Origin of the sequence: Stenotrophomonas sp. 22692 (assembly GCF_052045015.1) — a bacterium.
In the GTDB taxonomy this organism is placed as follows: domain Bacteria; phylum Pseudomonadota; class Gammaproteobacteria; order Xanthomonadales; family Xanthomonadaceae; genus Stenotrophomonas; species Stenotrophomonas geniculata.
In genome coordinates, this window is the sequence record NZ_JBQEMR010000028.1 from 1 (window position 1) to 25,512 (window position 25,512).

19 protein-coding genes are annotated in these 25,512 nt (G+C 66.9%); 13 read left to right on the top strand and 6 right to left on the bottom strand.

The window, feature by feature from the left end:
- Positions 1-149: 149 nt before the first annotated feature.
- Entirely contained in the window at positions 150-1,193 is a 1,044-nt protein-coding gene (locus ACTJJM_RS16010; protein WP_159360589.1) for an oxidoreductase, read from the bottom strand.
- 170 nt (positions 1,194-1,363) lie between these two features.
- Here ACTJJM_RS16010 and ACTJJM_RS16015 point away from each other — a divergent pair, with 170 nt between their 5' ends.
- The 4 genes from ACTJJM_RS16015 (at position 1,364) to ACTJJM_RS16030 (ending at position 5,752) form a co-directional block, all read left to right on the top strand.
- On the top strand, positions 1,364-1,750 hold the full coding sequence (locus tag ACTJJM_RS16015; protein ID WP_071305866.1) for a BON domain-containing protein: 387 nt from the start codon (positions 1,364-1,366) through the stop codon (positions 1,748-1,750).
- 231 nt (positions 1,751-1,981) lie between these two features.
- Positions 1,982-3,799 (top strand): sensor histidine kinase, encoded by a 1,818-nt coding sequence (locus tag ACTJJM_RS16020; RefSeq protein WP_043401644.1) that lies wholly within the window; start codon positions 1,982-1,984, stop codon positions 3,797-3,799.
- Positions 3,796-4,236: a response regulator gene (locus tag ACTJJM_RS16025; protein ID WP_005411057.1), complete on the top strand. Its 441-nt coding sequence runs from the start codon at positions 3,796-3,798 to the stop codon at positions 4,234-4,236. The genes ACTJJM_RS16020 and ACTJJM_RS16025 overlap by 4 nt, the downstream gene beginning before the upstream one ends.
- A 4-nt stretch (positions 4,237-4,240) precedes the next feature.
- Positions 4,241-5,752 (top strand): hybrid sensor histidine kinase/response regulator, encoded by a 1,512-nt coding sequence (locus ACTJJM_RS16030; RefSeq protein WP_010480961.1) that lies wholly within the window; start codon positions 4,241-4,243, stop codon positions 5,750-5,752.
- Between the two features lie 80 nt (positions 5,753-5,832).
- Here ACTJJM_RS16030 and ACTJJM_RS16035 read toward each other — a convergent pair whose 3' ends face one another.
- Entirely contained in the window at positions 5,833-6,573 is a 741-nt protein-coding gene (locus tag ACTJJM_RS16035; protein WP_053443524.1) for a 20S proteasome subunit A/B, read from the bottom strand.
- A 94-nt stretch (positions 6,574-6,667) separates the two neighbouring features.
- On the opposite strand from ACTJJM_RS16035, the gene folK reads away from it, so the two are divergent.
- Positions 6,668-7,153 carry a 2-amino-4-hydroxy-6-hydroxymethyldihydropteridine diphosphokinase gene (folK, locus tag ACTJJM_RS16040; protein WP_235652609.1) on the top strand — a complete coding sequence of 162 codons (486 nt, stop codon included), beginning with the start codon at positions 6,668-6,670 and terminating at the stop codon, positions 7,151-7,153.
- Between the two features lie 76 nt (positions 7,154-7,229).
- On the opposite strand, the gene ACTJJM_RS16045 is transcribed toward folK, so the two are convergent.
- Complete coding sequence (locus tag ACTJJM_RS16045) at positions 7,230-7,967, bottom strand: pteridine reductase (protein ID WP_008265570.1); 738 nt, start codon at positions 7,965-7,967, stop codon at positions 7,230-7,232.
- 59 nt (positions 7,968-8,026) lie between these two features.
- Between ACTJJM_RS16045 and ACTJJM_RS16050 the strand changes: the two genes are divergently transcribed.
- Both ACTJJM_RS16050 and ACTJJM_RS16055 read left to right on the top strand, forming a co-directional pair.
- A complete protein-coding gene (locus ACTJJM_RS16050; RefSeq protein WP_053443522.1) occupies positions 8,027-9,211 on the top strand; it encodes a class I SAM-dependent methyltransferase in 1,185 nt (394 codons plus the stop codon).
- Positions 9,208-9,600: a membrane protein gene (locus tag ACTJJM_RS16055; RefSeq protein ID WP_010480949.1), complete on the top strand. Its 393-nt coding sequence runs from the start codon at positions 9,208-9,210 to the stop codon at positions 9,598-9,600. Before ACTJJM_RS16050 ends, ACTJJM_RS16055 begins: the two co-directional genes overlap by 4 nt.
- A gap of 124 nt (positions 9,601-9,724) precedes the next feature.
- On the opposite strand, the gene ACTJJM_RS16060 is transcribed toward ACTJJM_RS16055, so the two are convergent.
- The 3 genes from ACTJJM_RS16060 to ACTJJM_RS16070 form a co-directional block, all read right to left on the bottom strand.
- The gene (locus ACTJJM_RS16060; RefSeq protein WP_313311641.1) at positions 9,725-12,079 is read right to left on the bottom strand and encodes a beta-N-acetylhexosaminidase; all 2,355 of its coding nucleotides are present in this window, start codon (positions 12,077-12,079) and stop codon (positions 9,725-9,727) included.
- A gap of 111 nt (positions 12,080-12,190) precedes the next feature.
- The gene (locus tag ACTJJM_RS16065; protein WP_440865807.1) at positions 12,191-14,899 is read right to left on the bottom strand and encodes a TonB-dependent receptor; all 2,709 of its coding nucleotides are present in this window, start codon (positions 14,897-14,899) and stop codon (positions 12,191-12,193) included.
- Between the two features lie 143 nt (positions 14,900-15,042).
- The gene (locus ACTJJM_RS16070; RefSeq protein WP_010480946.1) at positions 15,043-16,062 is read right to left on the bottom strand and encodes a glucokinase family protein; all 1,020 of its coding nucleotides are present in this window, start codon (positions 16,060-16,062) and stop codon (positions 15,043-15,045) included.
- 376 nt (positions 16,063-16,438) lie between these two features.
- On the opposite strand from ACTJJM_RS16070, the gene ACTJJM_RS16075 reads away from it, so the two are divergent.
- From ACTJJM_RS16075 to ACTJJM_RS16100, 6 genes are all read left to right on the top strand, one after another.
- Positions 16,439-17,731, top strand: coding sequence for a sugar MFS transporter (locus ACTJJM_RS16075; protein ID WP_043401667.1), 1,293 nt, complete (start codon positions 16,439-16,441; stop codon positions 17,729-17,731).
- Positions 17,732-17,770: 39 nt separating this feature from the next.
- On the top strand, positions 17,771-18,838 hold the full coding sequence (locus ACTJJM_RS16080; protein WP_006391719.1) for a LacI family DNA-binding transcriptional regulator: 1,068 nt from the start codon (positions 17,771-17,773) through the stop codon (positions 18,836-18,838).
- Between the two features lie 7 nt (positions 18,839-18,845).
- Complete coding sequence (locus tag ACTJJM_RS16085; RefSeq protein ID WP_019338836.1) at positions 18,846-19,874, top strand: SIS domain-containing protein; 1,029 nt, start codon at positions 18,846-18,848, stop codon at positions 19,872-19,874.
- Entirely contained in the window at positions 19,874-21,022 is a 1,149-nt protein-coding gene (gene nagA, locus ACTJJM_RS16090) for an N-acetylglucosamine-6-phosphate deacetylase (protein WP_440865808.1), read from the top strand. Before ACTJJM_RS16085 ends, nagA begins: the two co-directional genes overlap by 1 nt.
- Positions 21,022-22,089, top strand: a complete 1,068-nt coding sequence (locus ACTJJM_RS16095) for an acyltransferase family protein (RefSeq protein WP_440865809.1) — start codon at positions 21,022-21,024, stop codon at positions 22,087-22,089. Before nagA ends, ACTJJM_RS16095 begins: the two co-directional genes overlap by 1 nt.
- A 226-nt stretch (positions 22,090-22,315) precedes the next feature.
- A complete protein-coding gene (locus ACTJJM_RS16100; protein ID WP_440865810.1) occupies positions 22,316-25,342 on the top strand; it encodes an autotransporter family protein in 3,027 nt (1,008 codons plus the stop codon).
- Positions 25,343-25,512: the final 170 nt, after the last annotated feature.

Below are 25,512 nucleotides of genomic sequence, written 5' to 3' on the forward strand. Positions count from 1 at the left end.
CCAAGCCCCCAGGGAAGGGTTTACGGCGTCCCCCGCAACCGGACCCACCCCGCCATCCCACGGATAGCCGGCTTTTGCTGTTGCTGTTGAGGTTGCCGGCCAGCGGCCGGCACTACCGCTTCTGCGGGTGCAGGGCGCAGCCCTGCCGATCATCCCAACGCGATTCGCCGCCCTTCGCGCGCACTGTCCATGCCGGCCTGCAGCAGCCGCATCAACTGCAATGCCTGCACCGGGCTGACCGTGGCTTCTCCGTCGCCATGCATCGCCGCCGCGAACTGTGCATACAGCCGCCGGTAGTCACCGGGCAGGTTGTCGACCGTCGTGCGCTGCACGTTGTCTTCGGCATCGCAGCGCACCAGCTCACCGTGCCGCGGATCGATACCCCAGCCCGGCGCACCGGGTGCCACACCGCGGCGCAGCTGCGTCTCCTGCACGTCCAGGCCGTGCTTGATCCAGCTGGCCTTGCTGCCATGCACGCTGAAGTGCGGCGTCTGCGCCGCCACCAGCGAACCGGAATGGATGATCGCGCGATGCCGCGGGTAGTGCAGCACCGCGTGGAAGTAATCGATGCCGCTGCCACCTTCGCGCTGCACGGCCAGATCGGCATCGACCGCCTCGGGCCAGCCGAACAGCACCAACATCTGGTCCAGCAGGTGCGGGCCCAGGTCGTACCACAGGCCACTGCCGGGGCCATCCTGTTCGCGCCAGCGGTCGCGTACCTGTGGACGGTAGCGATCGAAGTGCGCATGGCACTCGGCAATGTTGCCGAGCGTCCCGTCCGCAAGCAGCGCCTGCAGCGTGAGGAAGTCGGCATCGAAGCGCCGGTTCTGGAACACGGTGACGATGCGTCCGGCATCGCGTGCCGCAGCCAATACCGTTTCCGCTTGGGCCACGTCCAGCGCGAACGGCTTGTCGACCAGCACATGCTTGCCCGCAGCCAGTGCCGCGATTGCCAGCGGCGCATGCTGTTCATTCGGCGTGGCGATCACTACGGCATCCACGGCTGGATCGTCGAACACCTCCTGCGGCGTGGAACGCACGTGCACGTCGCTGAACGCGCGCAGCAGCGTGTCGCGCTGCGAGCTCACGATGCTGTGCAGCACCAGGCCCGGCGTGTGCTGGATCAGGGGCGCATGGAAGACGCGGCCGGCAAGGCCGTAGCCGATCAGGGCCAGATGCAGGTCGGGGCGCATGGCAGAGCTCCGGCAGTGGGAAGGGCAGGGTAAACGACCCACGACGGCAACCCCAAACTGAACCGTTGCCGTTGAATGCGGGTCGATTCACGGCAGCGTGACCGCAGCGCCACGCGTGCTCTACGCCTACTTGTCCAGACTGGCAGCACATTCCGCAGGAGTACGACACGATGAGCAATACGACCCGCACGCTGATTGCCTCGGCCCTTACGCTGGGCCTGGCGCTGTCCTCCTCGGCCGCATTCGCCAAGGATCCGGCCGCGAAGAGTCCCCCCAAGACCGATCATTCGGCAATGACCCACGCCGACCGCCATGATTCCAACGAGCCGGTGACCGACAGCTGGATCACCACCAAGGTGAAGGCTGATCTGCTGGCCAGCAGCAACGTTCCGGGCACGGAGATCAAGGTGGAAACGGTGAACGGCGTGGTCAGCCTCAGTGGCGCCGTGGCGACCCAGGCCGAGAAGGACAAGGCGGTCACCACCGCCAAGGGCATCAAGGGCGTGACCCGCGTCGATGCCGCTGCATTGAAGGTCAGTGCTGCTGCCAAGCGCTGACCCCGGTGGGCGCCCCATGCGGGGCGCCCACTGACCTGTAGAGCCGAGCCATGCTCGGCTGGAACTCCAAGGCAGCCGAGCGTGGGCTCGGCTCTAAAGCATCGAATTCCGAACCCGTTCAGCCAACCGCGCTGGAAACTCCAGAGTCGTGACCGCCTGCGCTATATTGCCGGTTCCGCCGCAGTGGGGCCGGTAACGGCAGACGCTTTGCGGCTGTGCTGACGAGGAACTATGGCGCTGGTTTTCAGTGATGACATCTGGGACCGCTGGCGGTTGCCGGCCCTGGCGCTGGCCGCTGCCGCGATCATCGTGGTGCCGTGGTTGACCCTGCGCAAACTGCAGCAGGACAGCGAAGATGCGATGGCCTGGGTCAACCATACCCAGGCTGTCGGTGTGGCGCTGCAACAGCTGCAGGCCGATGTACGCGATGTCGAATCGGCCGCGCTGACCCTGTCCAAGGGCGTGGACGCACCTGGCCTGCGCGAGCGCATGGCCAAAGCCAATGACCTTCCCGGGCGCCTGGCTGAACTGGGGCGGATGACCCGCGACAATCCTGATCAGCTGATCCGCATCGGCCGCATCGAGTCGATGCTGGAAGGGCGCATGGCGCTTGCCCGCGAACTGGCAAAGTCCGAGCCCAACAGTGATCAGCGCGAGCTGGTGCAGGATCTGAGCACGCGTTATCCGATCCGTGGCCTGGTGGAGGAACTGCAGGCCAGCGAGCAGAAACTGCTGACACAGCGTGCCGAGCAGGCTGCCCGCCAGCGCAAGCAGACCGAGCTGGTGTCGTGGAGTTCGCTGGTGATCCAGCTGTCGCTGCTCGGCCTGGTGCTGTGGCTGCTGCAGCGGCAGATTGGTCGCCGCCTGTATGCAGAACGGCAGTCGCTGCGCTCGGCCGCACGTGCAGCCTCGGTGCTGCAGACCGTGCGTGAACCGATCGTGCTGCTCGACCGCGACCTGCGCGTGCAGCTGCACAACCCTGCCTTCGCCGAGTTGTACGGGCTGCAGGATGAACGCGCCGATGGCCTGTTGCTGGACACTGTCGGCGACGGCGCGTGGAAGGATCCCGTGATGCGCCAGCGACTGTCCGATGTGCTGTTGCGCGGCCGCGAACTGTGGGACTTCGAGCATGAACAGCGCGCCGCCGATGGCATGGTGCGCTACATGCTGCTCAACGCGCGGCGCATGCCGCTGCCGGACACCGACGACGAAGTGGTGTTGCTCACGATCAGTGACGTCACCGTGCAGCGTGCCGTGCAGTTGCGGGTGGAGGAACTGAACCGCCAGCTGGAAGGCAAGGTTGCGCAGGTGTCCGAGGTCAACAGGGAACTGGAAGCCTTCAGCTATTCGGTCTCGCACGATCTGCGCGCGCCGCTGCGCCACGTGGCCGGATTCTCCGACAAGCTGTCGCGCCATCTGGGCGACGCCGCCGATGACAAGAGCCGCCATTACCTGGAGGTGATCTCCAGTTCGGCGCGGCGCATGGCGGCACTGATCGACGACCTGCTGGTGTATTCGCGGTTGGGCCGCGCGGCAATGCGCCAGCAGGCGGTGGACATGCAGTCGCTGGTGGCCGATACCCGCGCCATGCTCGATTCCAACCTGCAGGCCGAGGCCGAGAACAGCGGCCATGCGCACCATGTGGAGTGGAGCATCGCACCGCTGCCGATCGTGGTGGGCGATGAGAACATGATCCGCCAGGTCTGGCTGAACCTGCTCGGCAACGCGGTGAAGTACTCGGGCAACCGTGAACCGGCGAAGATCCGCGTGGACTACCAGCCGCAGCCTGACGGCGGTCATCAGTTCACGGTCAGCGACAATGGTGCAGGCTTTGACATGGCCTACGCCGGCAAGCTGTTTGGTGTCTTCCAGCGCCTGCACAAGGCCAGCGACTACCCGGGTACCGGCATCGGCCTGGCCAGCGTGCGCCGCGTGCTCACCCGTCATGGTGGCCGTATCTGGGCCGAGGCTGAACCGGACGTCGGCGCCACCTTCCACTTCTACCTGCCTCCCGCGATCGATGCGGACAAACAAGGGCCTTCTGCATGACCACTCTGCGCACCATTCTTCTCGCCGAAGACAGCCCGGCTGATGCCGAAATGGCGATCGACGCCCTGGAAGAGGCGCGTCTGGCCAACCCCATCGTGCACGTCGAGGATGGCGTGGAAGTGATGGACTACCTGTTGCGCCGTGGTGCCTTTGCCAACCGTGAGGAAGGCCTGCCGGCGGTGCTGCTGCTGGACATCAAGATGCCGCGCATGGATGGCCTGGAAGTGCTGCGGCAGATCCGCGAGCACGAAGAGCTCAAGCGCCTGCCGGTGGTGATCCTGTCGTCCTCGCGCGAGGAAAGTGACCTGGCCCGCAGCTGGGACATGGGCGTGAACGCCTATGTGGTCAAGCCGGTGGACGTGGACCAGTTCTTCGGCGCGGTGCAGACCCTGGGAAAGTTCTGGGCGTTGATCAACCAGGCACCGGAACTCGAGTGAGCCCATGCCCCTGACCGGTCCCGCCCTGGGGGCGCTGCGCATCCTGCTGGTGGAGGACTCACCGGAAGATGCCGAGCTGATGTCCGAACAGATGCTTGATGCGGGCCTGGAGGCCCGTTTCGAGCGTGTCGAGAGCGAGGCTGAACTGCGCCAGGCACTGGTCGCGTTCCAGCCGGACATCGTGCTGTCCGACCTGAGCATGCCGGGATTCTCCGGTGACGACGCGCTGCGCATCGTGCGCGAAACCTCACCGGAAGTGCCCTTCATCTTCGTCTCCGGCACCATGGGTGAGGAGAACGCGGTGGCGGCGCTGCAGAAGGGCGCCAATGACTACATCATCAAGCACCTGCCGGCGCGCCTGCCGTCGGCAGTGGCGCGTGCGATCCGCGATGCACGCAGCGCGATCGAGCGTGCTCGGGTGGAAACCGAACTGATGCGCGCACAGCGCCTGGAAAGCCTGTCGCTGCTCGCCGCCGGCCTCAGTCACGACCTGCGCAACATCCTGCAGCCGCTGCTGATCATGCCGGACCTGCTGAAGGCGCGAACCGACGATCCGCAGCTGCACCATCTGGCCGATGTCATCGCCGAGTGCGGCCGCCGTGGCCATGAGATGGCCGAATCGATGCTGTCGTTCGTGCGCGGTTCGCGCAAGCCGAGCGAACGCATCGAGATCGATGGCCTGTTCGATGCGGTGGCGCTGCTGTTGCGCAGCAACGTGCCCGATGCGGTGCGCCTGGAACTGCAGGTGCAGGACGAAGGCCTGGTGGTCGACGCCAACTACACCGAACTGCAGCAGGTGATGCTGAACCTGGCGCTCAACGCGATCCAGGCGATGCCCAACGGCGGTCGCCTGAGCCTGACCGCCAGCCATGCCGGCCAGCGCGATGGCGTGGACTGGATGCACATCCGGGTGGCTGACGAAGGGATCGGCATGGATGCGGACACACTGTCGCATCTGTTCAATCCATTCTTCACCACCAAGGCCGATGGCACCGGCCTGGGCCTGATCTCCTGCAAACGCATTGTTGAAGGCGCCGGCGGCAGCATCCACGTCAGCAGCCAGCCGGGGCAGGGCACCTGCTTCGAGCTGCGCCTGCCGATGCACGACGCCATTGATGGCAGTGAGCCGATCGAACAGCTGGTGGCACTGGGCAGTGGCCAGTCGATTCTGGTGGTCGATGGCGAAGCCACGCGCCTGTCGCTGCTGGGCAATGCGCTGTCCAGCCAGGGCTACCAGCTGCAGCTGGCGTCCGACGGCCCGGCTGCGCTGCGCTGGATGCAGCAGGAGGCGTTGCCGGCACTGGTGATCGCCGACGCCGGCTCCAAGCTGCTGCCGGCCAGCCAGCTGTTGGGCGAGATGGCGGCACTGGGCTATCGCGGCCCGGCGCTGGTGCTGGAGGACCCTGCGGTGCCGGTCTCGGCCGATGCATTCCCGGCCGGTGTGGAGGTGCATGTGCTGCGCAAGCCGCTGCAGATGCAGCAGGTCTTCCGCGCGGTGGCCGAAGCGCTGGGTTGATGCCGCTGGGGTTCTGTAGAGCCGAGCCTATGCTCGGCTGCTGTTCGCATTGACCTCGACAGCCGAGCATGGGCCCGGCTCTACAGGACGGTTTCCCAGGGGAACCGCGGCAGGGCGTCCACCGCCTGTTCCAGCCGCCGCGACCAGTTCTGATGGATGTCGGCATACAACGCCGAATCCGCGCCCAGCCGTAGCTGCTGGCCGATGCGCAGCTCACCGTCGCGCAGCAGCGCAAGATCGATCGGCAGGCCCACCGACAGGTTGGAACGGATGGTGGAGTCCAGCGAGACGATCGCCGTGCGCGCTGCATCCTCCAGGCGTGTGGCCGGGCTGAGGATGCGGTCGAGGATCGGCTTGCCGTACTTGGACTCACCGATCTGCAGGTAGGGCGTCTCCGGCGAGGCGGCGATGGCGTTGCCGAGCGGGTAGATCATGTACAGACCGGGCCGCTCGCCGGCGATCTGGCCGCCGAAGATCAGCGTGGCCTGGGTGTTGACCCCATCGTGGCCATGTTCGCTGTGGCTGCTGTGCACCTGGCTGTCCACCAGCAGCTGGCCGACGTACTCGGCAGCCTCGAACAGGTGGGTCGTGTCGTGCAGGTTGGGCGTGCGCCGTTCGCTGGCATCGCGCCCGAGGCGCGACACCAGCAACTGGGTGGTGGCCAGGTTGCCAGCCGCCATCAGCACGTAGGCTGCCTGGCCGGGGTACTCGAACACGTGCAGCTTGCGGTGCACGCGCACATCGTCCAGCGAGGCATTGGTCCGGGTGTCGGCAGCGAAGACCAGGCCCTCGTCCACCTCGATTCCAACGCAATAGGTCATGTCGGTGCCCTATCATGTGCGTCCCGGATTGTAGGCAGGCCGCCGTGACGACGGCATGTCCACGCCCCCCCCCCAAGTGCCGTCACCTGAACGCATGACCACCGCGCTCCTGAGCCTGGGCAGCAACGTCCAGCCCCGCCGCTACCTCCACGCCGCGGTGACGGCCCTGCGCGAGCGCTTCGGCGCGCTGCGGGTGTCGCCGGCCTACCGAACCGCCGCGGTCGGCTTCGACGGCCCGGCCTTCCTCAACAACGCCGTGGCGATCGACACCGACCTGCCGCTGGGGGAACTGGACGACTGGCTGCACGCGCTGGAAGACGCGCACGGCCGCGACCGCAGCGGGCCACGCTTCTCCGACCGGACCCTGGACATCGACGTGGTGTTCTACGGCGACCTGGTGGTGGAAGGCCCCGGCCACCTGCGCATTCCACGCCCGGAGCTGAAGCATGCCTTCGTGCTGAAGCCGCTGGCCGACATCGCGCCGGACTTCATCGACCCGGTCAGCGGGTTGGACCTGGCCACGCTGTGGCGTGCGCACACGCAGTTTGGCGAGGCGTTCGAGGTCGTGGAGCTGGAATGATCGGTTGTTGTTGCCGCTGCGCTCGCCGGGCATGGCCCGGCGCTACCGGTGGTGCCGGTCGCTGGCCGGCAATGCTTCAACTGACCGTGCGCCCGCCATCCACGCGCAGGGTGTGGCCGGTGACGAAGCTGGCTTCGGCCACCAGCCAGTACACCGCTTCGGCAATCTCCTCGACCGTGCCGATCCGCGCCAGCGGCGTGCGCGCCAGCAGCGCCTCGCGGGCGAAATCGTCCTTGCCCTGTTCCGGCCACAGGATCGCGCCGGGCGCCACCGCATTGACCCGCACCTTCGGCGCCAGCTCCAGCGCCAGCGAGCGGGTGGCCATTTCCAGCGCAGCCTTGGCCATGGTGTAGGCGATGTGGTCGCGCATCGGGTCGGTGCCGTGCAGGTCGGTCAGGTTGACGATGCAGCCCTGCTGGCGGCGCAGGTAGGGCGCGGCGGCCTGTGACAGCAGCAGCGGCGCGCGTGCATTGACCGCATACAACTCGTCCATCGCCTCGGCGGTGACCTGACCGAGCGGGGTGGGGAAGAAGTTGGAGGCATTGTTGACCAGCGCGTCCAGGCGGCCGAAGTGGGTGACGGCCTGTTCCACCAGGTCAGGCAGGGCGTCGGCGTCACGCAGGTCGGCCTGCAGCGCCAGCACGCTGCCGGGGCGCACGTTGTCGAAATCGAACGCGGCCTGCTGCAGCTCGGCGCTGGAGGTGTTGGCGTGCAGCACCACCGACCAGCCACAGGCGTGGAACTGGCGGGCGATGGCCGCACCGATCCGGCGCGCGCTGCCGGTGATCAGGACCACGGGGTGGGTGTCGCTCATCGAGGGTCCTCCAAGGCTCGGCTATCCTGTGCACCATTGTCACCGCATTCGAAGACGCCATGCAGCCCACCTTCCCCCTGCCCGAAGCCGATGCCCTGGCCCACAGCGACCAGCTGGCCGCCGCCCTGCGCGCCGAGATCCTTGCCCAGGGCGGGGCGATGCCCTTCTCGCGCTTCATGGAACTGTGCCTGTATACCCCTGGCTGGGGTTACTACAGTGCCGGCGCCAGCAAGTTCGGTGGCAGTGGTGACTTCACCACCGCGCCCGAGCTTGGCAGCCTGTTCGCCGGCAGCGTGGCCAATGCGCTGGCGCCGGTGTTCGCGCAGCTGGGTGCACAGGCGCGGATGCTGGAACTGGGCGGCGGTACCGGCGCCTTTGCCGAGGCCGTGCTGCTGCGCCTGGCCGAACTGGACGCGCTGCCGTCGCGCTATGCCATCCTCGAACCCAGCGCCGACCTGCGCGAGCGACAGCAGCAGCGCCTGCAGCAGAACCTGCCGGCCGAGCTGGCCGCGCGCGTGGACTGGGTCGACCGCCCGTTCGAAGAGGACTGGGAAGGCGTGGTGTTCGCCAACGAGGTGATCGACGCGCTGCCGACGCCGCGCTTCCTGATCCGCGATGGCGAGGTCTATGAGGAAACCGTCGAGCTGGATGCCGAAGGCAACTTCATCCGTGGTGCGCAGCCGGCCGATATTCTGCTCAACGGTGCGGTGCGCCACATCGAGCGCTACCTGGAAAAGCCCTTCGCCGAAGGCTACCGCTCCGAGGTGCTGCCGCAGCTGCCGTACTGGCTGCAGGCGGTGGCCGGCGGCCTGCAGCGTGGCGCGATGCTGTTCGTCGACTACGGTTACAACCGCGGCGAGTTCTACCAGCCCGACCGCGACGATGGCACCGTGCGCGCGTTCTACCGCCACCACGTGCACAACGACGTGCACCGCTGGCCGGGCCTGCAGGACATTACGGCGTCGGTGGATTTCACCGCGATGGCCGAGGCCGGCATGCACGGCGGTTTCGAGCTGGCCGGCTACTGCAGCCAGGCCAGCTTCCTGCTTGGTAATGGCCTGGACCAGGTGCTGCTGCTGGCCGAGGAACGCACCGACGAGGTCGGCCGCATCCAGTTGCGCGACCAGGTGAAGAAGCTGACCCTGCCGACCGAGATGGGCGAGCGCTTCCAGGCCATCGGCCTGCAGCGTGGCGTCGATTTCGAACCGGCCTTCGAACTGGGTGACCTGAGCTGGCGCCTGTGAGCGAGGTGTTGCCGGTGATCAAGCCACTGCGGCGGCCGCGGTTGTGGGCCGTGCTGTGGGGTTTGGCCGTGCTGCTGGTGATTGTGGTCTGCCTGATCCCGCCACCGCCGATTCCGTTGCCGGAAAACAGCGACAAGGGCGAACACTTCCTCGCCTATTTCATCCTGGCAGGCAGCGCGGTGCAGCTGTTCCGTCGGGGCCGCCCGCTGCTGTGGGTGGGCGTGGGCCTGGTGCTGATGGGCATCGGCATCGAGTTCGCGCAGGGCGCGCTGACCAGCAACCGCATGGCCGACCCGATGGATGCCATCGCCAACACGATCGGTGTGCTCGCCGGCATGGCCACCGCACTGACCCCGCTGCGCGACCTGCTGCTGCGCTGGCGCGGGTGAGGTTCCTGTAGAGCCGAGCCCATGCTCGGCTTTCCGGTTGAAAAGCAGCCGAGCATGGGCCCGGCTCTACAGTAGATCCACGCGATGCGTGGATCCGGCCGCAAAGCGCAACCAAGGTTGGCACCTACCTGAGCGTGACCTCATCCAGCACCCACATCGCCGGGCGCGTGTCGCCGGTGAAGTTGATGCACAGATCGCCGTTGCCAGCGGTGCCCTTCGGCAGCGCCGCGCGCAGGGTCACGAAGCCGTCGGCATCGGTCTGCGCCGGCAGCGGCACCTGAGCCAGCACCTTGCCCGTGCAATCACCGCGGCGGATCAGCATTTCACCGTGTGCGCTCCGGGCCTTTTCGAAGCGGCGCTTCGGCTCGTCGTGGGCCAGCTGGAAGTAGTACGGAATACGCCCCGCACGCACTTCCACGTTGCCGATGCCGTCCAGCTGCGCCTGCGGCCAGCGCCAGCACGGCTGGAAGATGTCCACGTTGAACACCGCACGCGTTCCCTCACGCGGGCCATCGTCTTCCAGGCGCAATACCAGGCCGTTCGTGCCCACGCAGCTGAGTAGCTCATCACTGCGGCGGCTGAGCAGCGACTGCGCGGTGAATGCGGCGATGGTCGGCTTCGCGGCCAGCATCTGCCCCTGGTAGAACGCCGCCGCCTGCACGGTGGTCGGTAGTTTCCCGGTCAGCGGCTGCTGGTACAGCGGCGACTGCGCGGTCACCGGTTGGCCATCGGTGCTGTAGCGCACTTCATAACCCAGCGGATTGGCCAGTGACACGGTCACTGTGCCGGCCGCGCGGTTGTCGGTGTAGTCCACGCCCACTTCGAACGGGGTCTGCGCATAGGCCAGGCCCCAGGCACGGTAGCGCTGCAGCTGGGAGGGCAGGCGCGCGAGGAAATCGCGGAAGTCGCGATGCTCCGGCGTGCTCCAGCCGGTCTCGGCCACCGCGGCCAGGCGCGGGAACAGGTTGTGCTGCAGGCGTGCATAGCTGCGCGTGTGCTCGGTGAACATGTTGGCCTGCAGGCCCAGGATGTGCCCACGCTTGTCGGCGGCCAGCTCGGCCGGCACCGGCTCGAAGTTGTAGAGCTTGCCGAGGTTGACCTGGGTCGGACGGCCCGGCGGTTCATTTGGCGAGGCGGTCTGCAGGTAATCCAGGTACAGGTAGCCGACCGGCGACATGATCACGTCATGGCCGGCGCTGGCCGCAGCCAGTCCGCCTTCGGTGCCCTGCCACGACATCACTGTGGCCTGCGGCGGCAATCCGCCTTCGAGGATTTCGTCCCAGCCGATCAGGCGCCGGTCGTGTTCCTCCAGGAAGGTTTCCAGGCGCTTGATGATGTGGCTCTGCATGGCCATTTCATTCTTGATGCCCAGCGCACGCATGCGCTGCTGCACCCGCTTGGATGCTTCCCACTGGTCCTTCACCGCCTCGTCGCCACCGACGTGCACGTACCTGGCCGGGAACAGCGCGATCACTTCTTCCAGCACGTTCTCGAGGAAGGTGACGGTGCTGTCTTCCACGTTGAACAGGTTCGGGAACACGCCCCACTCGCTGATCGGCTTCAGCGGCGTATCGATGGTGCCCAGCTCCGGATACGCGGCAATCGCAGCAGTCGCGTGGCCCGGTACATCGATTTCCGGAATCACCTGGATATGCAGCTTCGCGGCATAGGCGATCACTTCGCGGATCTGCTCCTGGGTGTAGAAGCCGCAGTACGGATGCTCCTGGCCGCTGACCGGATCGATGCCGCCGTCACCGGCCGGCAGGCGGCAGCTGCCCACGTCGGTCAGCTTCGGGTAGCGCTTGATCTCCATGCGCCAGCCCTGGTCGTCGGTCAGGTGCCAGTGGAAGGTGTTGAGCTTGTGCGCGGCCATCGCGTCGAGCACGTGCTTGATCTCGTCCAGGCTCTGGAAGTGACGGGCGGAATCGAGCATGAAACCGCGCCAGCTGAAGCGCGGCGCGTCCTGGATCTGCACTGCCGGCAGCACGCCGTTGCTGCCGCCGGTGGCGAGCTGGGCGAGGGTGGTCGCGCCGTAGAACAGGCCGGTTTCGTTGCCGGCCTGGATCAGCACGCCCTGCGCGGTGCTTTCCAGCGTGTAGCCCTCACCGCTGTCGCGGAACGTCGGCACGATCTGGAAGCGGATGCTGCCGGCCTTGGCGCTGGCTTTGCCCTTGGCCAGTGCCAGGCGCGGGCCACCGCTGCGGGCCAGCAGGTCGGCGAACTGGTTGGCGACGCGCTGCGCGCCTTCGCCTTCGGCCTGCAGAACGGTATCGGCGCGAACAGTGATGCCGCTGCCCTGGCCGCGCTGCACGTTGGCCGGGGCGGGAATCAGCATCAGGCTGCCGGCGCGCAGCTGCGGGCCGGGTGCTTCAGCGGCAGGCGTGGGGTCGGCGGCAAGTGCCGGCAGCGCCGGCAACAGGGCGAGCAGGCTGCCCAGCAGCACTGCGCTGCGCATCCGGGCGCGGGAAGGCTTGACCATCGGTACGACTCCTTGGAACGGTGCGATGAACGCTATACATGAAAAACGCCGGGCCCGGAATGACCCAGGCCCGGCGTGCGTGCACGACTCGGCGATGTTGCTGCCGCTGGATCAGTACTTGAAGCGGAAGTTGAGGTAGTACTGGCGACCGTTGCTGTAGAACGAGGTCGGGATCGCCGCGGTCTGGTAGTACTTGTAGGTCGGGTTGTTGAGGTTGAGCGCATCGAAGCTGATGCTCAGCCAGTCGGTGGCCTTGTAGCTCAGCGACGCCGACAGGGTGCCGAAGTCATCCTGGTAGTACGGGTTGGCGCCGGACAGGCCGATCAGGAACGACGAACGGCGGGTGTAGCTGACGCGTGCACCGAAGGTATCGTTCTCGAAGTAGGCACCGACGTTGTAGGTGTTCTTCGAAGTGCCCAGCAGGTTGTCGCTGCCGTCGGCCCAGGTGTGGTCGGTGCTGCCATCGGCGTAGGTGTAGTTGGCATTGACACCGAAGTACTCGCCGATCGGCTGCTCATAGGCCACTTCGATACCGCGGACCTTGCCGTCGGCATTGCGCGGGCGGGAGATGTTGTATTCCTCGAGACGGTTGGTCAGCTCGCTGAACAGCATCTCCTTTTCGGTGCTGAAGGCCACGTAGTCCTTCAGGCGCATCGAGTAGGCACCGATCGACAACATGCCGCGCGGCATGAAGTACCACTCCAGGTTGGCATCGAAGTTGGTCGACACCACCGGCTTCAGCTTCGGATTGCCGCCACCGCCAGTCCGGTTCAGGTCCGAACCGTAGGACGAGGCACCCAGTGCCGAGAAGTCCGGCAGGGTCTGGGTCTGCGAGGCGGCCACGCGCAGCACCAGGTCGTCGCGCAGGTCGTACTTGAAGTTGGCGCTCGGCAGCACGCGGTTGTGCTTGTTCTCGAAAGCTTCGCGGGTCCACGCGCCGAACAGGCTGCTCACGTCCGGCACGGTCGAGCCGGTGGCGGCGGCGTAGGTATCGATATCCTGCTTGATGTTGACGTAGCGCAGGCCGACGTTGCCGCTCCAGCGGTCGCCGCTGAAGTTGCCCTGTACGTACGCGGCGAAGTTCTTCTCGGACACCTTCCACTCGGCGCCGTAGTTGTGGCGGCCGGTCGGGCCGTCATTGCCGGACAGCCAGGTGGAGTTGTTGGTCACCGCTTCCTTCAGCGCACCCGGGGTGAAGTACCACAGGTCACGCGGGAAGCTGCCACCGATGCCGTTGGCAAAGCCGCCGGGGAAGTTGGCGGTAGCGCCGTTCTTCAGCGCATTCCAGATCGCGCCCGGGGTTGCGCCTTCCGGCGACTTGGCCTCGCGCTTGTGGTCGCCGAAGCGGGCGCCGAAATCGATCGAGTTCAGTACGCCAGCGTCGGCGAAGTACTGGTTGAAATCGAGCGTGGCCCACTTTTCCTTGTCGATCGCGGTGACCTGCTGGTTGCCCCAGGTGCCGAAGTCGGTCACGCCGCTCGGGCCGATGTTGCCACCGACGTTCCAGTCGATCGGCGAGCCGTTGCCGTGGGTTGCCCAGGTGGCGCCGCCACCACGGGCCAGGTTGACTTCGGCGATGTACTGGCGCGGCGTTTCGCCGGTGCCCTTGGTGCTGCCAGCCTGGAACTTCATGCCCAGGTTGTCGCTGATCTGCCAGTCGGCATCGAAGGTGATGTAGTTGGTCTTGGCCTTCGACTCGCGGTAGATCATGTCGTACACCGCGTAGTCGCGGTCGGCCTGGCCGGCGAAGGTGGCGTTGGACAGCACGCCATCCTTGACGACGTAACCCGGATTCGGGGCCTGGCCCGGAATCAGGATCTTGTTGCCATTGGCATCTTCAACGGTACGGTCGTTGAGGATGCGGCCGCCCCACAGCATGAAGTTGCGGTTGTAGTTGTTCGCCTTCAGTTCCGAGCTGAAGCCTTCCAGGCCGAGGGTCAGGTTGTCCATCGGCTTGAACTGCAGCGACACCAGGCCGCCCTTGCGCTCGCGGGTCTGTTCAAACAGGGTCGAGCCGAGCAGGCCCGGCGCGTACACGCCGGCCAGGTCCGGGTTGGACTTGGCCACGGTGCCATTCGGATCGATCTGGAAGAAGCCGCCCGGGATTTCCTGCGCTTCGCGGCGCAGCTCGCGCTTCTGGCTGAAGGCCTGCACCATCACGCCGAAGTTGCCTTCGTCGTTCTTGTAGTTGAACAGGGCAGACAGCTGCGGGTCGTTGGACTTGGCCTGGTCCGAACGCACCATGCCGATGGAGCCTTCCGCAGTGAGCTGCTTGGAGAATTCCAGCGGCTTGCGGGTGATGATGTTGACGGTACCGGTGGTGCCGCCGTCCTGCAGCTTGGCCTGCGAGGACTTGTTCACTTCCACCGAGCTGACCAGTTCCGACGGCAGCAGCGAGTAGCTGACGCTGCGGCCGACGTTGTTGCCCTGGCTGAGCACGAACCAGTCGGCCGAGCCGACGGTGTGGCCGTTGATCAGGGTCTGGGTCAGGCTCGGGCTGGTGCCGCGCAGGCTGACACGGTCGGCTTCATCGAAGCCGCCTTCGTCGGCGCTGGAGGAGCTGATGTTGACGCCCGGCAGGCGCTGCAGGGTGTCGGCGACGTTGTGCGCCGGCAGCTTGCCCACGTCTTCGGCGGTGACCACTTCCACGCGCGCATTGGCTTCGCGCTTGGTGTCCAGCGACTTTTCCATCGAACCACGGATGCCGGTGACCTGCACGGTATCCAGGTCGGTGGCGGTCTGGGCGGCCTGCTGCGCGTGCGCACTGAAGGCGATGCAGCTGACGATGGCGGCCGAAAGCAGGGTCTTGCGGGTGTTCATGATGTCTCTCCTCATCACTCGATTGGATGCCGGCGGCGGTGTTCGGTTACGGTTGCGATGACATGCGCGGGGCGGCGGCGAAGTCCCGTGCGTTGGCGTGCCACGTACTGCGTGCTGCGATTGCGTTGAAGCCTGTTGCGGTGTCAGGCGGCCGACTGCTGCTGCAGGTACCAGCTTGCAGCGCCGACCACGCCCAGCTGGCCGTGTTCGACGACCTTCACCGGGATGCGTGCCAGTGCTTCGCCCATCGGCCCCTTCTGCAGGTAGCGTTCGACGAAGGTGCTGGCGTGCAGGTATTCGCGGATCTGCGGCAGGATGCCGCCGGCCAGGTAGACGCCACCGTGGGCGCCGTAGAACAGGGCCATGTCGCCGATGGTGCTGCCGAGCAGGCCGCAGAACACATCCAGCGCCTGGCGCGCGCGTGCATCGGTATCGGCCATGGCGGCGGCGGTGACCGCATCGGGGCTGGCCAGCGTCGGTGCCTGCCCCTGCAGCGCACACACCGCGCGGTACAGGTTCATCAGGCCCGGGCCGGAGATCGCATGTTCGATCGATACATGGGCGCGGTCGCGCTGCATGTGGCGGACGATGGCCATTTCCAGTTCGGTGCTGGCGGCCAGGGTCGGCTGGCCGGCTTCGGTGGGAAGCACCACCGGGCCGTGCGCGGTGGGAATCCACAGTGCTGCACCGAGGCCGGTACCGGGGCCGACCACCAGGGTCGGACCGCGCGTGGCGGTGTCCGGCCCGCACAGGTGCAGCACGCCGCTGGCGTCCACCTGCGCGGCGGCATAGGCCACCGCTTCGAAGTCGTTGACGATGTAGACCCGCTGCAGGCCGACGTCGGCTTCCACCTGGCGCGCCGACAGCGGCCACGGCAGGTTGGCGGTGATCACCGTGCCGTCCTCGCGGGCGTAGCCGGCGCTGGCGACCACGCAATGCGTGGGCCGCGGGCCTTCGCCGAGGAAGTCGGACAGGATCGCGCTGAGGCCGGCATGGTCGGCATTGCGGTACTTGCGGTACTCCAGCACCTGCACCGGGTGGGCGGCATCACCGCTGGCCTGGACCCGGGCCACGCGCACATGGGTCCCACCGACGTCGGCGGCCAGGAACGAGGGCGCGACTCGGGACAGGACATGGGCCGGGGCGGGGTGGCTGGCGGTCACGCGGGCTCCTGCTGCAGGTGGGGCCGGCCCCGGGATCGGGGGCGGCGATTGGGGCGGAGTCTGTAACCCCGCTGACAACGATGTCAACGAGTTCGTGACACTTTCGTTGCTGCATCGCAACGAATGCGACATGCAGTAAACGTTTACATGGCGTGAGTGCGGGTTTCACGTTGGAACCGTTGCCGCACATGGGCCAAGGCCTCCGGCGCATTCAGCACGATGCGTTGCGATCGGGTTGCGCAGTGCAGCACGAGGTTCACAGGGCTGCGTGTGGAAGTTGACAAACCGCAGCTGTCCATCGAAAGAATGTGACAACGTTGTTCCCAGCCACTCTCCGACGCCGCATTCTGTGGCCGTCGCCGCAGGAGCCCTCCTGATGTCCGCCGTCCCCGCTGCAAGCGCGCGCCCGAACGTGGCCACCTCCATCGCCATCGTTGGCGTGTTGTTCTTCCTGATCGGCTTCTTTACCTGGCTCAACGGCCCGCTGATCACCTTCGTCAAGTTGGCCTTCGAACTCAGCGAGGTCGGCGCCTTCCTGGTGCTGATGGTGTTCTACCTGTCCTACTTCTTCCTGGCCCTGCCGGCGTCATGGATCCTGCGCCGCACCGGCATGAAGAAGGGCCTCAGCCTGAGCCTGCTGGTGATGGCGGGCGGCGCGGCACTCTTCGGTGAATTCGCGACGCAGCGCTGGTACCCCGGCGCGCTGGGCGGGCTGTTCGTGATCGGCAGCGGGCTGGCCCTGCTGCAGACGGCGATCAATCCCTACATCTCCATCCTCGGCCCGATTGAAACTGCGGCACGCCGCATCGCGCTGATGGGCATCTGCAACAAGATCGCCGGCATGCTCGCACCGGTGCTGATCGGCACCCTGGTGCTGCATGGCATCGGCGACCTGGACAAGCAGGTGCAGGCCGCCGACGCGGTCACCAAGGTCGCGCTGCTCAACGAATTCGCCGCCAAGATCCATGCGCCGTACCTGGCGATGGCCGCGCTGCTGGTGGTGCTGGCGGTGGCCGTGCTGTTCTCGCCGCTGCCGGAGATCAAGTCCTCCGAAGCCAATGCAACGCCGTCAGGGGCACCGGGAACGGCCGAGCGCCGCAGCATCTTCCAGTTCCCGCATCTGTGGCTGGGCGTGCTGTGCCTGTTCGTGTACGTAGGCGTGGAAGTCATGGCCGGTGATGCGATCGGCACCTACGGCCACGGTTTCGGCTTGCCGCTGGACCAGACCAAGATGTTCACCTCGCTGACGCTGGGTGCGATGTTGGCCGGCTACGTGGTCGGCCTGCTGGCGATCCCTGGCCTGGTCTCGCAGTCACGCTACCTGACCATTTCTGCAGTGCTGGGCGTGGTGTTCTGCCTCGGCGCCTGGGCCACCCACGGCTACGTCTCGGTGGCCTTCGTGGCCCTGCTGGGCTTCGCCAATGCCATGATGTGGCCGGCGATCTTCCCGCTGGCGATCCGTGGCCTGGGCCGCTTCACCGAAACCGGCTCGGCCCTGCTGGTGATGGGCATTGCCGGCGGCGCGATCATTCCGCAGCTGTTCGCCGTGCTCAAGCAGCACATCGACTTCCAGCTGGTGTTCGTGCTGCTGATGGTGCCGTGCTACCTGTACATCCTGTTCTACTCGGTGATCGGCCATCGTGCCGGCCTGCCGCAGGACAAGGCCTGATCGGCGATGATGGACGGCAGCCAACCCCAGGGAAAACCCATGCGCAGAGCGACCATCAAGGACGTTGCGGAGAAGGCCAAGGTCTCGCTGAAGACGGTCTCGCGGGTGATCAACAACGAGCCCTCGGTGATGCAGGCCACCCGTGCGCGGGTGCTGCGTGCCATTGCTGAACTCGACTACGAGCCCGATCCGTCGGCGCGCAACCTGCGCAGCGGCACCACCTTCGTGATCGGGCTGGTCTACGACAACCCGAACCCGTACCACATCATCGGCGTGCAGAACGGCGTGCTGGCCGCGTGCCGCGAGACCGGTTTCGGCCTCCAGATCCACCCCTGCGATTCCAGCTCACCGCTGCTGGCCGATGAACTGGCCGACTGGGTGCAGCGTTCGCGCCTGGCCGGGTTGGTGCTGACCGCGCCGATGTCCGAGCGCCGCGACCTGATCCAGGCGCTGACTGCGCGCGGCATCAAGCTGGTGCGGATCATCGCCGCCACCGAAGACCCGGCCGACGGTGCCTGCGTGTTCGTCGACGACCGCGAGGCGGCCTACGAGATCACCGAGCATCTGATCCAGCTCGGCCATCAGCGCATCGGCTTCCTCTGGGGCGGCATCTCGCATCGTTCCTCGGGCGAGCGCTACGCCGGTTACGAAGCCGCGCTGAAGGACTACGGCATGACCGTGGACAAGCACCTGGTGGTGCAGGGCGACTACACCTTCGACGATGGTTTCCGCGGCGCGCGCCGCCTGCTGGCGCTGCGCGAGCCGCCCACCGCCATCTTCGGTTCCAACGACGAAATCGCTGCCGGCGTGCTGGCCGCCGCCAAGTCGGCCGGCATGAACGTGCCCTACGACCTGTCCATTGCCGGCTTCGAGGACAGCCCGTTCTCGCGCCAGTCGTGGCCGCCGCTGACCACCGCCAAGCAGGCCACCGAGGACATCGCCCGCCATGCCGCGCGCCTGCTGATCGCGCAGCTGCGCAGCGACGCCTACGACGATGCGCCGGCACCGCTGCACAACCAGGGCTTCGTGCCGCAGCTGGTGGTGCGCGGTTCGACCGCGCCGATGCGCCCGGCCGGCGCACGCCCCCTTCCTTCCGATCCTGCCTGAGCCTGCCATGTCGCTGTCAGACCCCACGTCCACCCTGATGTTCGCCGAGGCCGCTGAAGCGGCTGACGTGGTTGCCCGCCAGTTCTCGCGCAACCACGCCACCCTGGAATCCCTGGCCGCCAGCCTGCGTGCTGCGCCGCCCCCGTTCGTGGTCACCTGCGCACGCGGCAGTTCCGATCATGCCGCCACCTATGGCAAGTACCTGCTGGAAACCCAGCTGGGCCTGGTGGTCGCATCGGCCTCGCCGTCGGTGGGGTCGGTCTATGCCGCACCCCTGCAGCTGCGCGGCGCACTGTTCATCGTCATCTCGCAGTCGGGCAAGAGCCCGGACCTGCTGCGCAACGCCGAGGCCGCCAAGGCCGCCGGTGCGCGCGTGATCGCGCTGGTCAACGTCGAGGATTCGCCGCTGGCGCTGCTGGCCGATACGGTCATTCCGCTGCATGCCGGTGCCGAAAAGAGCGTGGCGGCGACCAAGAGCTACCTGGCGTCGCTGGCCGCACTGCTGCAGCTGGCTGCGTACTGGAAGCAGGACAGCAGCCTTCGCGCCGCACTGGACCTGCTGCCGGACGCGATGCGCGAGGCCTGGCAGTGCGACTGGAGTGCGGTGACCGAAGGCCTGGTCGAGGCGACCAACCTGTTCGTGCTCGGCCGTGGCCTGGGCCTGGGCGCGGCCCAGGAGGCTGCACTGAAGTTCAAGGAAACCTGCAGCCTGCATGCCGAAGCCTACAGCTCGGCTGAAGTGAAGCATGGCCCGATGGCGCTGGTTGACCGTGGTTTCCCGGTGCTGGCCTTTGCCCAACCCGACGAGACCGGCGCCGGTACCCGTGCTGTCGTCGAAGAATTCACCGCGCGCGGTGCACAGGTGTGGATGGCCGGTGCCGGTGGCAACCTGCCGGTGGCGGCCGCACCGCATCCGCTGTGTGCCCCGCTGCTGACCGTGCAGAGCTTCTATCGCGCGATCAACGCGCTGGCGCTGCGCCGTGGTTTCAACCCGGATCTGCCGCCGCATCTGAACAAGGTTACGGAGACGGTGTGATGGCCACGGTCCTGCGCAACGCCCGCATCCTGGCAGGCGAGGAGTTCCGCGACGATCTGGCCGTGGTGATCGAAAACGGTCGCATCAGCGCGCTGCTGCCCGACGCCGCACCACAGCTGGGTCCCGCTGCCGAGCAGGTGGACCTGGGCGGCGGCTGGCTGCTGCCCGGCTTCATCGATGTGCAGGTCAATGGCGGCGGCGGCGCGCTGTTCAACAACACGCCCGATGTCGCCTCGCTGCGCACCATCGCGCGGGCGCACCGGCGCTTCGGCACCACCGCGATGCTGCCGACGCTGATCAGCGACGATGTGGACGTGATGCGCGAAGCAATCGCTGCGATGCGCGAAGCAATCGCTCAGGGCGTGCCCGGCGTGATCGGCATCCACCTGGAAGGCCCGTACATCGCGCCGGCGCGCAAGGGCACCCACGATGCCAGCAAGTTCCGCGTGCCGGACGAAGAAGAAATCGCGCTGGCCGCTTCGCTGGACAACGGCGTGACCCTGCTGACACTGGCACCGGAACGCGTGCCGCTGGAGACCATCCGTGCGCTGGTCGAACGTGGCGTGATCGTTGCTGCTGGCCACACTGCTGGCACGTACGAAGAGATTCGTGCCGGACTGGATGCTGGGGTGCGTGGCTTCACCCATCTGTACAACGCGATGTCGCCGCTGCAGGGCCGTGAGCCCGGTGCGGTGGGCGCTGCGCTGGAAGACCGCGACAGCTGGATCGGCATCATTGTCGATGGCGTGCATGTGCATCCGGCCAGCCTGCGCGTGGCGCTGGCGGCCAAGCCGCGCGGCCGCCTGCTGCTGGTGACCGATGCGATGCCGCCGGTTGGCGCCGACGATCCCAGTTACGTGCTGTATGGCGAAACCATCACCGCCCTCGACGGCGTGGTGCGCAATGCCGCCGGTTCGCTGGCCGGCTCGGCGCTGGACATGGCCACCGCCGTGCGCAACACCGTGCAGCTGCTCGGCCAGCCGTTGGCCGAAGCCGCACGCATGGCCTCGACTTACCCGGCGCAGTTCCTCAACGTCGACGACCGCCTGGGGCACCTCGCCGAGGGCTACCAGGCCGACCTGGTGCTGCTGGATGATGCCCTGCAGGTGCGTGGCACCTGGATTACCGGACAGTACGAGGCCGCCTGATGAACGCGACGCCGCCACGCCGGCTGGGCTCGATCGACGCCCTGCGTGGCATCACCGTGGCGGCGATGCTGCTGGTCAACAACCCGGGCGACTGGAGTGCGGTGTTCGCACCTCTGCGCCATTCGGAATGGCATGGCTGCACGCCCACCGATCTGGTGTTCCCGTTCTTCCTGTTCCTGGTGGGCGTGTCGATGGCGTTCAGCGTAGCGCCGCGCGCGCTGGACGTGTCGGCGCGACCTGCACTGGCGCGTGGCGTGCTGGAACGCGCACTGCGCATCGCCGTTGCCGGCGTGCTGCTGCACCTGCTGGTGTGGTGGGCACTGCATACGCATCACTTCCGCATCTGGGGTGTGCTGCAGCGCATTGCATTGTGCGCGGCAGTGGTGGGCCTGCTGGCGGTGTACACGCGTCCGCGCGTGCAGGCGGCCGTGCTGGTGGCGTTGCTGGTGGGGTATGCAGCGCTGCTGCTGGGCGTGGGTGACCTTGCGCCCTGGACCAACCCGGCCAGCCGTCTCGACACCACCTTGTTCGCGCCATGGATCTACCAATGGCAGGCCGATACCGGTCTGGGCCATGACCCGGAAGGATTGCTGAGCAGCCTCGGCGCGTTGGCCAGCACGGTGCTGGGCCTGCTGGCCGGCGGCCTGCTGCGCAGTGGCCGCGCCGGTGCATTGGCGGCGCTGGGTGCGATCACCGCCGTGCTCGGCCTGCTGCTGACGACGGTGTTGCCGCTCAACAAGCAGCTGTGGACGCCCAGCTACGTGCTGTGGACCGGTGGCCTGGCGGCGCTGGCGCTGTGGCTGGGCCACCTGTTGATCGACCAGAAGGGCTGGCCGGCGCTGGGCCGGCGCTTCGGCGTCAATGCGATCACGGCGTATCTGGGCGCATCGGTGATGTCGGTGGTGCTGATGGCTACCGGGGTTTGGGGGTGGGTCTGGCAGCAGCTGGCCACCGCAATGCCGCAGGCGCTGGAGCTGGCGTCCATGCTGCAGGCGCTGGTGTTTGTCGCGCTGTGGTGGGGCGTGGCATGGTGGCTGGACCGGCGGAAGATCTATCTGAAGATCTGATGGCACCTCATCCACGCCATGCGTGGATGCTCTCCGCGCGGCCTGTGACCGCTGCAAAGATGAATAATTTCAGCCACGTGGAGGTGGGGTGATGGCCGATCAAGTTCGCAACTGAACTGTGATGGCCGCCACGCAATTTCACCTATCGAAACCGTTCACCACACGGCAGACTGCCTGCGCAGTACCGCATATCCGCAGTTCCTGATCCCTTGTCCAGGAGTGCTGTATGTCCCGTGCCGTTCCGCGCGCTTTCCGTCCGCGCCGCCTCACCGTTTCCGTGCTGCAGGCCCTGGCTGTCCCGTCCGTCATGCTGCTGAGTGCCAGCGTCGCCTGGGCCGGCTGTAACAGCGCCGCCCCCGTCGCCGGCCAGACGGTCACCTGCGATGCCAATGCGCCGAACCCGCAGACTGTTCCCATCACCGCCAATGGCGCGGCCGGCATCACCATCAATATCGCCAACACGGCACAACTGCAGCAGAGCGGTGGCAGCAGCGCGATTTCGCTTGTTGGTGCCGGTGGGCACCTGTTGTCCAACCTGGGCACGATCAGTTCGGTGGGCGGTGTGGCGGTCCAGCTCGGTGGCGGCAGCCGTGTCGAAAATGCGGGCAGCATCAGCACCGGCAACAACACCGCCCTGCAGTTCGTCGGTGCGGGCGACAGCGTGCTGGTCAACCGCGGAACGATCAGCGGCCGCACGGGTGTGCAGTTCGGTGCGGGCAACGACCGCCTGGAGATGCAGGCAGGCAGCATCTCCGGTGGCGTCCAGCAGGGCGATGGCAATGATGTGCTGCTGTTGAGCGATGGCACGATCGACAGCGTCGACCAGGGCAGTGGCGATGACCAGATGACCGTCACCGGCGGCACCGTCACCGGCCTGGTAGCGCAGGGCAGTGGCCGCGATGATTTCGTCATGAGTGGCGGCACGGTCGGCGCGCTGCAGCAGGGCGACAACATCGATACCTTCCGCATGAGCGGTGGCCGCATCATCGGCGCGTTCGAGGATGGCGACCAGGCCTGGATGACCGGTGGCCGCATCGGCCGCGTCAACATGAAGCTGGACAAGAACCTGTGGGACCAGTCCGGCGGCACCGTGGATGGCAATGTGGTGACCGGTTTCGACACCGATACCATCATCATCTCGGGTACCGCCTACATCGGCGGCAACATCAGCGTCAGCGGCGGCAACGACAGCGTGACCATCACCGACGGCACCGTGCGCGGGCAGGTACTGCTCAGTACCGGCAATGACACCTTCAACTGGAATGGCGGTGGCATCGTCTACGGCGCGATCGACATGGGCCCGGACAACGACGTGGCCAACCTCAGCAACCTCAACCAGGGCAACCTCGGTGCGGTGCCGCTGTTCGACGGTGGCGGTGGCATCGACCAGCTCAACCTGAGCAACGTCAAGACCACGGGCGTGGGCCGCTTCCAGAACTGGGAGGCGATCAGCCTGGCCAACAGCACCGAGCTGAGCTTCGATGGCGATCTGGTGCTGGGCGACAGCGGTAGCGGCACCGGCACGCTTACGGTGGATGACACCAGTACCGTCTACGCGGGCAGTGGGGGGCATGCCATCCGCCCATTCAACAGTGGTGCACTGGTGGAGATGGTCAATGCCGGGCGCATCGACCTGACAGGTACCGGCGCTGGCGACGTGTTCACCGTGCGTGGCAACTACCGCGGAGACGGTGGTGGCCTGTACCTGCGTACCGTGCTGGGCGCGGACAACTCCACCAGCGACCGTCTGGTGATCGACGGCGGTACTGCCACCGGGACCACCGGCATCGGCGTGCTCAATGCCGGCGGCAGCGGCGCCGCCACGCTGGCCGATGGCATCCTGGTGGTGCAGGCCTTGAATGGCGGCCGCACCGCGCCGGGTGCGTTTTCGCTGTTCGCACCGGTTGCGGCCGGTGCCTACGAGTACTTCCTGTTCAAGGGCGGTGTCAGTGCCGGTACCGCCGAGAACTGGTACCTGCGTTCGACGCTGGTGACCGGGCCGACGCCAGCACCCAACGGTGGCGGCAGCGCGACACCGCCACCGCTGACGCCTCCAGTGGCCCCACCGCCGCCGATCACCCCGGCACCGCCGCCGCCGCCCGAAGGCGCCACCGATCCGGATCTGACCGCGGGCGAGACCGCGCCGCCACCACCGCCAACGGAACCCGCGCCGGTGGCGCCACCCAGCGATCCGGCCGTGCCGGACGTGCCAGTGGCCGGCGGTGCGCTGCCCGGAACCGGTGCCCCGCCGACGCCGGGTGCACGCCCCGCCGAGGGCGCAGTGGTGCCGCTGTACCGCGTGGAGACTGCCACCTATGCCGTGGTGCCGCCGCTCCTGCGCGAGACCTCGCTGGCCAGCCTCGGCACCTTCCACGAGCGGCAGGGCGAGCAGCGCCTGCTGTACAACCAGGGCGCATTCCGCACCGCCTGGGGCCGCTTGGTGGGTCAGAGCAGCGAGATCCATTGGAAGGGTGATGCGCAGCCGGGCTTCGATGGCGATGTGATGGGCCTGCAGGCCGGTCTCGACGTATGGGCCGCTGCCTCCGACAACCACCGCAACCAGATCGGCGTGTTCGTCGGCCGCACCCGCGCGCAGGGCAAGGCCACCGGCCTGGCACTGGGCTGGGAGAACGTACAGGTGGGACAGAACCGCCTGGACGACAAGCACGTGGGCCTGTACTGGACGCTCACCGACAGCAGTGGTGGCTACATCGACGCCGTGGCGATGCAGAGCCGTTACGACGGCCGCGTGCGTTCCTCGCGCGGGCTTGGCTTCGGCTTGAGCGGTGATGGCACCAGCGTGTCTGTGGAGGCCGGCAAGCCGCTGCTGCGGTTTGGGCAGTCCGCATGGTGGCTGGAACCGCAGCTACAGGTGATCTGGCAACGCACGTCGCTGGACGACCGCCGCGATGAGGTGTCGAGCGTGCGTTTCGACAACGACAACGCCTGGACCGGCCGCATCGGCCTGCGCCTGGCCGGCGATTACCAGCTGGCCGACAACGGCTGGCAGCCGTATTTCAAGCTCAATTACTGGCATGGCCGCTCCGGCGAGGACCGCATCCGCTTCGACGACGACACGATCATCAATTCGCAGCGCTCACGCGCGCTCGAAGCCGGTGTGGGCGTGGTCGGGCGCTTCAACCGCACCATCAGTGCGTACGCGGTGGCCGACTACACGCGCGAGCTGGGCGGTGACCGCAACGAGAAGCGCCGCATCATCGAAGGCAACATCGGCCTGCGCGCGGACTGGTAGCGCGCGGTACGGATGTCATGACTCGTTCTGGTGGGTGTCGACCTTGGTCGACACGACTCTCTCCGCTGCCATGACCTGCTCTGGTAGGTGCCGACCTTGGTCGGCACGAATCCCGCCGACGCCATGACGTTGCTCTGGTAGGTGCCGACCTTGGTCGGCACGAATCCCAC

What these genes read in the sequence shown, in the direction of transcription:
- ACTJJM_RS16100 (WP_440865810.1), top strand. Translation starts at nt 22,316, where the DNA reads ATGTCCCGTGCCGTTCCGCGCGCTTTCCGTCCGCGCCGCCTCACCGTT.
- ACTJJM_RS16060 (WP_313311641.1), bottom strand. Translation starts at nt 12,079, where the DNA reads ATGGTCAAGCCTTCCCGCGCCCGGATGCGCAGCGCAGTGCTGCTGGGC.
- ACTJJM_RS16020 (WP_043401644.1), top strand. Translation starts at nt 1,982, where the DNA reads ATGGCGCTGGTTTTCAGTGATGACATCTGGGACCGCTGGCGGTTGCCG.
- ACTJJM_RS16015 (WP_071305866.1), top strand. Translation starts at nt 1,364, where the DNA reads ATGAGCAATACGACCCGCACGCTGATTGCCTCGGCCCTTACGCTGGGC.
- ACTJJM_RS16080 (WP_006391719.1), top strand. Translation starts at nt 17,771, where the DNA reads ATGCGCAGAGCGACCATCAAGGACGTTGCGGAGAAGGCCAAGGTCTCG.
- ACTJJM_RS16065 (WP_440865807.1), bottom strand. Translation starts at nt 14,899, where the DNA reads ATGAACACCCGCAAGACCCTGCTTTCGGCCGCCATCGTCAGCTGCATC.
- ACTJJM_RS16035 (WP_053443524.1), bottom strand. Translation starts at nt 6,573, where the DNA reads ATGACCTATTGCGTTGGAATCGAGGTGGACGAGGGCCTGGTCTTCGCT.
- ACTJJM_RS16050 (WP_053443522.1), top strand. Translation starts at nt 8,027, where the DNA reads ATGCAGCCCACCTTCCCCCTGCCCGAAGCCGATGCCCTGGCCCACAGC.
- ACTJJM_RS16010 (WP_159360589.1), bottom strand. Translation starts at nt 1,193, where the DNA reads ATGCGCCCCGACCTGCATCTGGCCCTGATCGGCTACGGCCTTGCCGGC.
- ACTJJM_RS16045 (WP_008265570.1), bottom strand. Translation starts at nt 7,967, where the DNA reads ATGAGCGACACCCACCCCGTGGTCCTGATCACCGGCAGCGCGCGCCGG.
- folK (WP_235652609.1), top strand. Translation starts at nt 6,668, where the DNA reads ATGACCACCGCGCTCCTGAGCCTGGGCAGCAACGTCCAGCCCCGCCGC.
- ACTJJM_RS16085 (WP_019338836.1), top strand. Translation starts at nt 18,846, where the DNA reads ATGTCGCTGTCAGACCCCACGTCCACCCTGATGTTCGCCGAGGCCGCT.
- ACTJJM_RS16075 (WP_043401667.1), top strand. Translation starts at nt 16,439, where the DNA reads ATGTCCGCCGTCCCCGCTGCAAGCGCGCGCCCGAACGTGGCCACCTCC.
- ACTJJM_RS16025 (WP_005411057.1), top strand. Translation starts at nt 3,796, where the DNA reads ATGACCACTCTGCGCACCATTCTTCTCGCCGAAGACAGCCCGGCTGAT.
- ACTJJM_RS16095 (WP_440865809.1), top strand. Translation starts at nt 21,022, where the DNA reads ATGAACGCGACGCCGCCACGCCGGCTGGGCTCGATCGACGCCCTGCGT.
- nagA (WP_440865808.1), top strand. Translation starts at nt 19,874, where the DNA reads ATGGCCACGGTCCTGCGCAACGCCCGCATCCTGGCAGGCGAGGAGTTC.
- ACTJJM_RS16030 (WP_010480961.1), top strand. Translation starts at nt 4,241, where the DNA reads ATGCCCCTGACCGGTCCCGCCCTGGGGGCGCTGCGCATCCTGCTGGTG.